Source organism: Pontibacter sp. BAB1700 (genome assembly GCF_000277005.1).
GTDB lineage: Bacteria > Bacteroidota > Bacteroidia > Cytophagales > Hymenobacteraceae > Pontibacter > Pontibacter lucknowensis.
This window is the reverse complement of record NZ_AKIS01000146.1, coordinates 1-11,424: the sequence shown is the minus strand read 5'-3', so window position 1 is coordinate 11,424 and position 11,424 is coordinate 1. Positions and strand designations below refer to the sequence as shown.

13 protein-coding genes are annotated in these 11,424 nt (G+C 51.1%); 6 read left to right on the top strand and 7 right to left on the bottom strand.

All coding sequences use genetic code 11. The features are described 5' to 3' along the window. Positions 1-186 precede the first annotated feature (186 nt). The gene (locus O71_RS16440; protein ID WP_007658972.1) at positions 187-2,625 is read right to left on the bottom strand and encodes a GAF domain-containing protein; all 2,439 of its coding nucleotides are present in this window, start codon (positions 2,623-2,625) and stop codon (positions 187-189) included. A gap of 239 nt (positions 2,626-2,864) precedes the next feature. Here O71_RS16440 and O71_RS16435 point away from each other — a divergent pair, with 239 nt between their 5' ends. Continuing rightward, positions 2,865-3,497, top strand: coding sequence for a hypothetical protein (locus tag O71_RS16435; RefSeq protein WP_007658970.1), 633 nt, complete (start codon positions 2,865-2,867; stop codon positions 3,495-3,497). 92 nt (positions 3,498-3,589) lie between these two features. Here O71_RS16435 and O71_RS16430 read toward each other — a convergent pair whose 3' ends face one another. Continuing rightward, on the bottom strand, positions 3,590-3,769 hold the full coding sequence (locus O71_RS16430) for a hypothetical protein (protein WP_007658968.1): 180 nt from the start codon (positions 3,767-3,769) through the stop codon (positions 3,590-3,592). Between the two features lie 147 nt (positions 3,770-3,916). Next, positions 3,917-4,345 (bottom strand): hypothetical protein, encoded by a 429-nt coding sequence (locus O71_RS16425; RefSeq protein ID WP_007658967.1) that lies wholly within the window; start codon positions 4,343-4,345, stop codon positions 3,917-3,919. A 139-nt stretch (positions 4,346-4,484) separates the two neighbouring features. Between O71_RS16425 and O71_RS16420 the strand changes: the two genes are divergently transcribed. From O71_RS16420 to O71_RS16400, 5 genes are all read left to right on the top strand, one after another. After that, positions 4,485-5,165, top strand: a complete 681-nt coding sequence (locus O71_RS16420; protein WP_007658966.1) for an RNA polymerase sigma factor — start codon at positions 4,485-4,487, stop codon at positions 5,163-5,165. A 242-nt stretch (positions 5,166-5,407) separates the two neighbouring features. Next, positions 5,408-6,022, top strand: coding sequence for a deoxynucleoside kinase (locus O71_RS16415; RefSeq protein WP_007658965.1), 615 nt, complete (start codon positions 5,408-5,410; stop codon positions 6,020-6,022). 129 nt (positions 6,023-6,151) lie between these two features. Continuing rightward, complete coding sequence (locus O71_RS16410; RefSeq protein WP_007658964.1) at positions 6,152-7,819, top strand: hypothetical protein; 1,668 nt, start codon at positions 6,152-6,154, stop codon at positions 7,817-7,819. Between the two features lie 5 nt (positions 7,820-7,824). Further along, positions 7,825-8,280, top strand: coding sequence for a hypothetical protein (locus O71_RS16405; protein ID WP_007658963.1), 456 nt, complete (start codon positions 7,825-7,827; stop codon positions 8,278-8,280). A 241-nt stretch (positions 8,281-8,521) separates the two neighbouring features. Further along, complete coding sequence (locus O71_RS16400) at positions 8,522-8,743, top strand: hypothetical protein (RefSeq protein WP_007658962.1); 222 nt, start codon at positions 8,522-8,524, stop codon at positions 8,741-8,743. A gap of 149 nt (positions 8,744-8,892) precedes the next feature. On the opposite strand, the gene O71_RS16395 is transcribed toward O71_RS16400, so the two are convergent. The 4 genes from O71_RS16395 to O71_RS16380 form a co-directional block, all read right to left on the bottom strand. Continuing rightward, on the bottom strand, positions 8,893-10,020 hold the full coding sequence (locus tag O71_RS16395) for an FAD-binding oxidoreductase (protein ID WP_007658961.1): 1,128 nt from the start codon (positions 10,018-10,020) through the stop codon (positions 8,893-8,895). Between the two features lie 2 nt (positions 10,021-10,022). Further along, positions 10,023-10,280, bottom strand: coding sequence for a hypothetical protein (locus O71_RS16390; protein WP_007658959.1), 258 nt, complete (start codon positions 10,278-10,280; stop codon positions 10,023-10,025). Next, positions 10,277-10,930 (bottom strand): alpha/beta hydrolase, encoded by a 654-nt coding sequence (locus tag O71_RS16385; protein WP_007658957.1) that lies wholly within the window; start codon positions 10,928-10,930, stop codon positions 10,277-10,279. Before O71_RS16385 ends, O71_RS16390 begins: the two co-directional genes overlap by 4 nt. A 105-nt stretch (positions 10,931-11,035) precedes the next feature. Beyond that, the coding region (locus O71_RS16380) for an amino acid permease (protein WP_007658955.1) at positions 11,036-11,424 on the bottom strand (389 nt) is incomplete at its 5' end.

The window sequence follows — 11,424 nt, the reverse complement described above, 5'->3', positions numbered from 1 at the left end:
CTTCGGCAGTCTCAGGTAAAACGCCCTTTCCTTTAAAATAATTGCACCGATGTAGAGAAAATTACAGAGGAGCCTGTAATTGGTGGAATTTTACAAATCTAATTTAACTTTAAGGCACTGATATTTAGATGATTGTATGTTATGGTGAATTTGTAAAAAAGTTTCGTTTTATATAAAAGTGCAATTTTAGTTGAGAGCAGCCGTCTGGGCGATCTGCAAAAGCTCGTCTCCGGCATCGATATCGTGGCGCAGCTGCTCCTGGAAATTTATCGAAATGCGGAGCGCTTTCAGTCCCTGCACCCCCTGTAAGTCCTCAATTTCCAGGTCTTCCACCACTGGCTCAATGTAGCCCTCGGCCTGCAGAAAATCGATGTAGCGGCGATACTCCTGCGCTTCGCGGGGTTGTGTATACACAATGGCAACCTTGCCGGGCTGGGTAAGGCGCTCGTCTGTGCCGCGCAATGTAGCCTTGTCAATACGCTTCTTAATGATCTCGTAACGGATGTTGTCGGCACCTTCCACGTCAAACTTCTTCTCGTCCAGCCGGAAGCGGATACAGATCGGACTGCTGTGGACCAGTATCAGCTGTGTGATCTCGAGCGGCAGTTTCAGGTTAGCGCGCAGCTTGTGAATGCGACGGGCAATCTCACAGGTAAGCATCAGCTGCCACAGGCGCATGTTCTTCAGGTATAGCTCCTCAAAGTGCCCGCTGTTCAACAGCGATGCCCCGATGTAGATGTTATACTCCAGTCCATCGGTCTTATACTTCTCGAAGTAGTGCGGAAAGATCTGCTGTGCCTTTTCTTCCTCGCGATCCAGGAAGCTGGAGATGGTGTCGTTGATCAGGTACAGGCTCTCCTCATACGCACGTCGCTTGTTATACACGACGCCGTTGGGGTTATTGGTCGCCTTGCGGTAAGCCTCGATGGCCTTTTGGGTAGAGGGATACTTGTGGCCAAAGTGATTGAAAAGCGGCTCAATCTCGGTGCGCAAAAACTCCAGCACATTAGCCTCATCACCAGAGCCCAGTTCGTGCACGAGGTTCTGGGAATACTTGTCTATCTTATACACCAGTTCGTCCAGGATAGAGAGTGGCAGGTTGTCCTTGGCAGCCAGGATGACCTCTTTGGCCAGCACCAGTTGGTCAAGCAAGTCGCCCTGTATGGCTTTGTTGCGCTCGGTTGCCGAGCTGCGGATATCCGATGCGCCATAGAGCGGGTAGATGTCCCGGAACACGATCGGCTCGATCTCAGCCGGCACGTTACGCTCCATCTTGTCGAGGAGGTTAATGGCTGCCTGCGTAAAGCGCCACTCCACGATCGGGTGAATGGCGGTATACTTCTCTTTAATAATATTCTGTATGCTGCTGCGCAGCTCCTCAAGCATCCGGTTCAGGGCCAATGCAAAAAGCGGCAGAATTTCCTTTAGCTTAATAGTAGAAAGCGCATTCAGTTCGCCAGGTATAGGAGAGGCCAGTTCCAGCATCCCGATCGTTTTGCCTTCATAGTGCAGCGGCGCGATGATCAGGTTGCGTATGCCCGTTTTTATCAGCTCCTGCTCCAGTCTGCCCGGTTCGTCGAGCTGCTCCAGGTCGTCTACCACAATGGTGTTGCCTTTGGCCAGCACCGGAGCGTAGATCGAGTCAACGAGGTCTTCCAGCTTAATAGGAGAGCTCTTGGTCAGCACCAGGCCATTCCAGGTTTTGCGGGCGTAGTTAGTGTCAAACTCCTGCAGGGCAGGGAAGGAGGCCAGCCCCAGCCGCAGACCCGGCAGCCCGAAAAGCACGCGAAGCTTCTGCTGCAGGCTCTCAAAACCCTCCTGTGTGGTTACAGAGTCCTGATCGAGCAGGTCGTAGCGCAGCGAGGAAATAGTTTCCTCGTTGGTTACGTCCGTAAAATCACAGATCGCAAAGCCGCTGAACTCATAGTTCTCAGGTGGTAGTTTCTGCATCCAGAGGTCCAGGTCATTGTAGCGGTTTATCAGAAAGTTGATTTCCTGTGTGCTTAGCTTTTTGATCGGACCTTTGGCCTTCACTTTCATGAATTTCAGGTCGATGATCAGCTTGTAATGCCGGTCCAGTTTGGTGAACTTGTCCTTGATGCTGAAGATAAAGGGCTCATCCACCATAAAGTTGGCATTGTAGAACTTCTCCAGGATCAGGGTGTAAGCCGATAGCGTCTGGCGGAAAAGCAGCGTCTTGAGATCGACATTTAGTTTTTGGGTATAGTTACCGCCTCCCAGCAGGTCGAGCTCTTCCAGGCGGGGAGTGGCATAGAAGCTGTCGAAGTGAAAAGGCAGTACCGTGGCTCGCAGGTCATTCTCCCAGAGAGCACTCGGGAAAATATCCTCCATCAGGATGTCAACGGTATCGATGTATTTATCAATAATAGACACGTCCTCGATCGGCTCCAGCAGCTCGGGGTTTTTGCGCAGCAGACCGGCCAGCTCGTTTACACGGGCCACGTTGCAGTTCGGGTCAGTCTCGATCTTGTTTTCCCAGTAGGTCACAAGCGGCGACAGGCTGAGCGTGGTCTTGAACGGAAACTGCTCGGCGCTCAGAATGATCTCGTCCCGGTTAGGTATAGAAACAACGGTTTCGTGGAAGTTGTCCCTTGTTTTGCGCATATAAGTTTTTTGTATGGATAGGGGAAGAACGTGTGTGGCACAATCCCAGGTGCAGTGCAGGCGAAATACCTGTCTTTGCTTTAAACGTAAGCGGCCGCAAAAAGATAGTGGGCGGCCTGTTATACCTGGTGCAGGTATAACAGGAATGGATTAAAAATATAGCTCCTTTAGAATATTCTGGCATAATATTTATTGGGAGAGAAGTGTTAGAAGAATGATTGATCAAGTAAAACCAACCTATGAAGAAGTTATTTGTTGCAGCCCTGATGCTGATGACGGTGCTGAGCACGCTGGGTGCCCAGGCACAAACTAAGTCAAAGCTGGAGCAGGACCTGGAGGATTTCCGTGCCTGGATGAACAAGAGAGTCAGCCAGGGTGACAGTATAACAAGGGCTGAATGGCCTGTGATCAAGCAGGAGTTCAGAACCCGTACGCAAAGCCTGGACCGGAATAGCAGCCAAATGAGTGAAGCTTCGAAGCAGGAGTACGGGGAGCTCAAAACCCGTTACAATGAGTGGGAGGCGGAGAAGGAGGAAAGCTACGGCGACCCCCTGAACCGTGAGACAGCCGCTGCCTGGGAGCGCCGCCTGGCCGGAACCAACAAGATCGGCCAGCTTAAGGCCAGCCAACTGCGCGGTGCTTTTGTCAGGTTCATGGAAAACGTGCGGGCACAGCGCACCGACTGGAGCCTCCGCGACTGGGACTATGCCGAGCACGTGTACCTGCTGCTCAGCGACCGCAAGCAGCAGGTAATCAGTCAGATGAGCAACAGCGATAAAATGAAGGTGGCTGCTTTGCAGTTAGAGTTCAACACCCTGCGCAAGAGCCGCGACGCCAAGGACAGGTATAACCAGATGCGGGAGCAGCGGTAAGTATAGCCTCCAGTAGAATAGCAAACATGAAAATAGCCGGGGCGTGCAGTAATCACTACACGCCCCGGCTATTTTCAGTTTATTACATGCTGCTAAATGGCATTCTGGCCTTTGGTTCCGCCAGACTGGTCTTTTTTGTCATTGCGGCCCTGGTTAGGGCTTTTGTCTTTTTGCTGATCGCTCAGGCTGCGGTGCCCTTCCTGTCCGCCTTTGTGCTTAGCTTCCGGTTTGTTTTCGGACTTGTTGCGGTCTTGATTGTGTCCTTTTGTCATAGCTTTTAAATAAGATGTTGGTAATTTATTTGACGTGTGCGTGACACCTTCACGCTGTTCTCCAACTGATACACGCACGTTACTCAATAAACGACCTTAAGAGCGCAAGGGTTAGGCCGATTGTGTATAAATGGCCCTTGTGCCAGACTAAGCTTTGCCCTCATCAGGAAGAAGCAGGTATAGCGAGAAAGCGCCTACAGCCATGACCAGGTCACGGACAGCAATGTCGTAGTATTCGCCCGTTAACAAAAGGTTGATGGCGATGCCTACCAGCCATAAGCCGACCACCAGCGCCCCTATCTTTGGTTTTACGAGTACAAACACGCCCGCTATGATCTCAATGATACCCACCAGACTCATAAAAGTGCCCGTGCTGAAAGGCAGGATATCGGCGACTACCGGCGCAAGGTATTTGTCCCAGTCAGTAAGCAGGTGTAGGAATTTGTCGAGGCCAGCCAGGATAGGCACCAGGGCATAAGTGTACTTTGTTAAAGCGGTGACGGTAGCGATGCGGTCGTACGCCGGGCGCTCAGTCCGCTGCGCACCGGTTGTTGTTGTTGATGCAATTGTTTCCATGATGATTTCCTCCGTTTTAGTTGATTTCTTATTTTGTTTGTTTCTGATAGTTAGATACTTATAAGTGAAAATCGTTACAAAAGAATGTAACTAATTGGTCTGAAACGCATCTACTGTATGTATCATACCTATTAAGATCATGAAACAGATAACAGCAACTGAAAAAGCGGCACTCAGTGATGTAGCAGTGGTGGAGAGGGTGCTCGACGGGGACGTGTCACTGTATGAGCTCCTCATGCGCCGCCACAACCAAAAGCTCTACCGGGTGATAAGGAGTTACCTGAAGCAGGAACAGGAGGTGGAGGATGTCATGCAGGAGACCTATATGAAGGCTTTTGAAAAGCTGGCGCAGTTCCGCAGCGATGCCATGTTTTCTACCTGGCTTATCCGGATTGGGATCAACAAAGCGCTGGCAAGGCTGCGGGAGCAGAAAAAATTGTCTTCAGCCACGTACCTGCTTGACCAGCCGGAGGGTTTGTCTTCTCTTTTAAACCAGATGAACGCTGCGAACCCGGAGCAGGCTGCTATCCGGCAGGAAGTGAAACAGCTGGTGGAAAGCGCCATCGATAGCATACCTGAAAAGTATAGAATTGTCTATACGCTCCGCGAAGTGGAAGACTTGTCTATTCATGACATCGCACAATGCCTAGATCTTTCTGAAAGTAACGTGAAGGTACGCCTGCACCGGGCAAAGTCCATGCTCAAGGAGAGCCTGTTCAAGCTGTCGATCGTTGGGGATGTGTTTGAGTTCGGCAACAGGCGCTGCGATGCAGTAGTGATACGTGTGCTCCGTGCCTTGCCTCCGGACTGGAAGGTATAGAGCTAAAATAAGCAGAGTCTGAGACGGAGTACTATGCCCTGGCTGGCAGAAGACGTAACGCAAGTGTAGTTTATAGGAAGTGCTGATGCTAAGTAGTTATGGATTAATAAGATAAGGAGAATGCGAATTGTTGGTGAGCAGAAGTACTAAAAAAAACAGGGCCTGGGGGCAGGAATTAGGCTGGGGCATGACCGAAAAAGCCGTAATTTGCAGTCGGTTTTTTCAACTATTACACCATTACCATGCACATTGCGATCGTCGGCAATATTGGCGCCGGCAAAACCACCCTGGCCACTAAACTTTCCCAGCATTTTAAGTGGGAGCTATACCTGGAGGCAGTAGAGAACAATCCTTACCTGAAGGACTTTTATGAAGACATGGAGCGGTGGTCCTTTCACCTGCAGGTGTTCTTTTTGAACAGCCGCTTTGGTCAGGTGCAGCAGATCCAGTCCAAAGACGGGCATGTGATCCAGGATCGCACCATTTATGAGGATGCTTACATCTTTGCCAAGAACCTGCACCAGTCAGGCTTAATGAGCACGCGTGACTACGATAACTACTTCGCCCTGTTCCAGTCGATGATCAGCATGGTGAAAGCGCCTGACCTGATGATTTACCTGAAGGCTGACCTGCCTAAACTGATCGGACAGATCGAGAAGCGCAACCGCGACTACGAAAACAACATCAGCATCAACTACCTGCGTAACCTCAACGAGCACTACAACAACTGGATGAGCACTTATGATCAGGGCAAACTGCTGGTGATCGATGTGAATAACATGGACTTTGTGGCCAATCCCGAGGATTTAGGTTCTATTATAGAGAGAATCAATAGTGAACTGTTCGGATTGTTTTAGGTATACTGAAGCAGTTTCAAGATATAAGCCGCTGTGCCGTAAGGTGCAACGGCTTTTTCTTTTAACTCAAATCCTGTATCTTCCATCTTGAATATTTCTCATCTTGATAAACACTAACCTTATACCTACATGAAATCACGCCACCTGATACTGGCCTCTGCTGTGGCCGCCATGACCGCCGCCTGCACAAGTAGTACCACCAACGAAGCGCAAACAACTGAAACTGTGCAGACCGATGCTACAGCCACTGACCTACAGCAGAAGCTAGGCATGTACACCAATGTGCGCCTGACCGCTGACCTGAGTGGACTGAGCGAAAAAGAGCGCCAAATGATACCCCTGCTGATCGAGGCCGGTAACATCATGGACGAACTGTTCTGGTACGAAGCTTATGGCAAGAAAGACTCTTTGCTGAATGCGCTGACTGACGATGCCGCACGCCAATTCGTGATGATCAACTACGGCCCCTGGGACCGCCTGAACAACAACGAGCCTTTTATACCTGGCGTGGGACCGAAGCCGGATGCGGCGAATTTCTACCCGCAGGACATGACAAAAGAGGAGTTTGAAAAAGCGAATCTGAAAGACAAAGCCAGCCAGTATACCTTCCTGCGTCGCGACGCCAATGGTAACCTGATCACGGTGCCTTACCATGTGCAATTCAAGGAGCAGGTGAAGCGTGCCTCTGACCTATTGCGCCAAGCAGCCGGGCTGGCCGAGGAGCCGGGGCTGAAAAAATACCTGACCCTGCGTGCGGATGCCCTGCTCAACGACAATTACCAGCCAAGCGACCTGGCCTGGATGGACATGAAAAACAACCGCATAGACGTGGTGATCGGTCCGATCGAAACGTACGAAGACAAGTTGTTTGGTTACAAAGCAGCACACGAGGCTTATGTGCTCATCAAGGATATGGACTGGAGCAAGCGCCTCGAGAAGTATGCGGCCTTCCTGCCAGAACTGCAGCGCGGTTTGCCAGTACCTGCCAACTACAAGAAAGAAACGCCCGGCACTGACTCTGACCTGAATGCCTACGACGTAGTATACTACGCCGGTGACTGCAATGCAGGCAGCAAGACCATTGCCATCAACCTGCCCAACGACGAGGAGGTGCAGCTGAAGAAAGGCACGCGCCGTCTGCAGCTCAAAAACGCGATGCAGGCCAAGTTCGACAAGATCATGCTGCCTATCGCCGATGAGCTGATTGCCGACGATCAGAAGCAGCATATCACCTTCGACGCTTTCTTCGCCAACACCATGTTTCACGAGGTAGCGCATGGCTTGGGTATCAAGAACACCATCAACGGTAAAGGCACTGTACGTGAGGCTTTGAAAGAGCACGGCTCTGCCCTGGAAGAAGGCAAAGCCGATATTCTGGGTCTGTACATGATCACGCAGCTGCACAAGAAGGGCGAGGTGAGCGGCAGCCTCGAAGATTACTATACCACCTTTATGGCGGGCATTTTCCGTTCGGTGCGCTTCGGAGCGGCCAGTGCACACGGCAAAGCCAACATGGTGCGCTTCAACTTCTTTAAAGAGAACGGAGCCTTTGAGCGTGATGCCAATACTGGCAAATACCGTGTGAACTATGTAAAGATGGGCGAAGCGATGGACAAATTGTCCGAACTGATCCTGACGCTACAGGGCAATGGCGACTACGCGGGCGTGGGCAGGCTACTGAACGAACAGGGGCAGATAAGTACCGAACTGCAGGCCGACCTCGACCGCCTCAGCCGCAACAACATTCCGGTGGATGTGGTGTTTGAGCAGGGCGTGGATGTGCTTGGCTTAAAATAACAGGTATGGAGTTGCTGCACTGGAAACAGGAGAACTTAGCTTCACGAAGGTATACCGTGAGCGGAGAGGACGGGCCAGTTGGGGAGCTTGCTTTCAGAGGCTGGGCCAGCAACGACGCCGACTTCAGTTCGGAGCGCATCAATCTTTATTTCCAGCGAAAGGGTTGGCTTGAGCATGATGTCACGATTCATTTCAAAGATGAAGTGATCGGTATGAGTAAGACGTCCGGCTTTGGCAAAACCACGACAACCTTGGTTACAGGGGAGCAGTTTACTTTTCAGGGCAAGTCATTAGACCCCAGCAGAGACCTACTGGACGAAGCTGGCAACATCCTGATGCATTTCGAGCAAGGTAGCTTAAGCATAACAAACGGTCGGATTTCCGTTGCCCGTGACATTCCAGAGCTAACCAAGCTGTTGCTGGTAGCAACCGGGCTTTACTTTAAACACCTCGGGCGATAGCGCAGTTACTCTTTCTGACATACATTATTATCAGATCCGAGTATATAAGTATTTGATATTCTGAATAAAAGGCCCTGCTGATTGGTGGGGCCTTTTCTATTTTTATCTCCTCTAGCAGTCTTTTAGGGGTTTGCAGACACTGAGGGCTTATTGTGGAAAATTGCTTCTGAATATAGACAACTTTAAAAGTAGCATGGGAGTAAAACTGTTTTCCAACTCACTTTAAATCAAATATTTAATCATGAAAAATTTTGTAAGATCCTTTTACGATTTTAACAGAGACAGTCCGCAGGAGCGCCAGGAACGCAATCAGCTATACCCTGAACTGGCCAAGTTTCATATTGCCCTTCGCGAAGAAATGAGCGAAGAAGAGTACCAGGAGTTTTTTAGGGCAGAAAAAGAAGCTAACAAACACCTGATGATCCCCAACCCTAATCCCTCGAATCAATGGATACGAATGTAACTCGTACTGACTATAATATTTGAAAAAGGTAAACCGCTGATGGTTTACCTTTTTTGTTTTAGGAAAATGCCTAAAACACTTTTTTATTGGCTTTGAATGATGGTCTAAAATCTTTTGAGCTTAAGCAGGCGTGTGATGATTAAAGTTTCTTAAGCACCAGGCTGCCCTTCTTCACCTACCAACGAACCGATCGCTACGCCCATGCCGCCCATGCGCACGGCGCAGCAAATATGCTCCGATACTGGCTGCACAATGGTGGTTTTGCCGGACCCAACGCCCATAATACCGCTCCAGCGCTGCTCTACTTCATAGGGTGTGCCAGGCAGAATAACTTCGCGCAGCAACTCCTCCAATTTGTTTTGCACCAGGTCAGTCAGCCCCATTTCAGTTGTTTCTTCGGTTTTGAAGTCGAGGTTGCGGCCTCCGCCAAAAAGTACGCGATTGCCAATGTTGCGGAAATAATAATAGCCCCTGTCGTAGTGGAAAGTGCCTTTGAAGCGCAAGTCAGGTATAGGCTTGGTAATAAGTACCTGCGCCCGGGCCGGTGCCACCTGCAGCTGCGGCAGCAATTGGCGGGCAAAGCCGTTGGTTGCGACCAGGGCCGCTCGGGCAGGTATAGCAATGCCTTGTTTGGTCAGGGCGGTTATACCTGTGCTCTCCTCCTGCAGACTTTCAATCTCCAATCCGTTCAGCACGATCACACCCAGGGCCTGTACCTTCTGCGTGAGCGCCAGTATCATCTTGCCCGTATCAATCTGCCCTTCTGCAGTACTCTCAATCAGGTGCGCTACCTGCTTAAAACCGAACTCACCTATTTTGTGATCTGCCTGACGGTAGATGTCCTGCTCACCCGTTACCTGCTGCAACTGCTTGTTGAGGTAGGTCATTTGCTCGAGGCAGGCTTCATAGAGCGGTTGCTGGCTTTCCTCAAACAGTTCGTAGCCGCCCCAGCGGTGGAAGTCGATGGCCTGGTCGCCGAGGTTCTGGCGTAGGCGCTGCAGTCCACGCCAGCGGCGCTCTACCAGTGCAAACACCTCCTCTTCGCTGTGGTGGCTCAGGTCATCGAGCAGCTCGGAGGGGCTGCCGAAGCAAGCGAAGCCGGCGTTGCGGGTACTGGCCCCGGTGGGCAGCAGGCCGCGCTCCACCACCAGTACTTTCAGGGCAGGCTGCTGCGTTTTCAGGTAGAGCGCCGCATTCAGACCCACAATGCCGCTGCCCACAATGAGCACATCCACGTGGCTGAAATACGATTCCTTTTCCCAGAAACTCAACTCCATGGCTACTCGTCTTCGCGGGTGTAGGTATGCTTATAGTTACGAGCCGTCGCTTCGTCTATGATCTCAAAGCCGGTCAGCATGATCTCACGCTCGCCGCTGTTATAGCCGCGCACAAATACGCCTTCCGGGCTTTCATAGATAGAGTAGTTGTGACGACCGAAAGGGTAGAGGTTGTTGCTCCGGAGAGTGGTTGCATTAGTCAGGTCGGCTGTTTGACCGTCCGGCGTCCTGATGATGAATTTCTTTTTATCTGTTGTCATGTTTCGCAATCTTCTAAAATCTTATCCAAGATAGCACTTATCTCGGAAGCATGGCTCAAAACCATGAGGTGACCGGCTCTTTTTACCTTGATAATGCCCGGGTAAGTGCCCATCGGCAGGATGCGGTCGGCGGTGCCATGGAGCATCACGCAGTTCTCGTAATGGTCTGGTTGGTGCCAGTTGAGCAGCTGCCCGAGGGCCCAGCGCAGGAATTGGGGATCGGTTTCGAGGATCACCTGCTTGAGCAGCGCTTTTTCGGCTTTAGTGCTGGCTCCAAACAGCAGAGGGCCCATAAAATGGAAGCGCTTGAGCCAGGGCACAGGTATAATGCGGTGCAGCCGAAGGAAACCCATCAGGCGGTAGTACCAGGGGAGGACTTTGCTGCTGGCGATGCTTGAGATCAGGATGGTTTTGCGCGGGTTCAGGAATTTGGAAAGCTCAATTGCCACCACACCGCCAAAGGACATGCCTATCAGCACCGGGTTGGGTTCGGTGATCTGCTCTGCCAGCCGCACGGCATAGTCGTGTAGCGGTTCATCGTCATAGGGCTGAATCCAGCGCACGTATACCTTGCTGCTACACTTGAGGTGCAGAAACTGAAACATGCGCTCGTCCGCTCCGAGGCCGCTGATAAAATAAACGGTGCTCATACAGCTTTGCGTTTACGGCAAGTGGCCGTGTACGGCAGCAAAGCTACAAAAAAGCAGCCTGCCATACCTGACAGACTGCTTTTCAATTATGCTTTATGATTATCCCTACAAACCGGACTCCTTCTTGAACTTGCTTCCGAAGAAATAATAGACAGGTATACCCAGCGCTACGATGATCAGGCCCGGCCAGGTATAGACTGGCTTGTAAATAAGCAGGATGATGCAGATGCCGGACGCAATCAGCACATAAAGCGCTGGCAGAATTGGGTAGCCGAATGCTTTGTATGGGCGCTTCAGGTCTGGCCGGCGCACACGCAGCACAAACACGCCAGTCACTGTGATGATGTAAAAGAGCATTACTGCAAAGATCACGTAGTCGAGCAGGTCGTTGTAAGTGCCGGAGAGGCAGAGCATGCAGGCCCAGATGCACTGTAGCCACAGAGCCGCAGCTGGTACGCCGTTTTTGTTCAGATGCCCCATCTTCTTGAAGAACA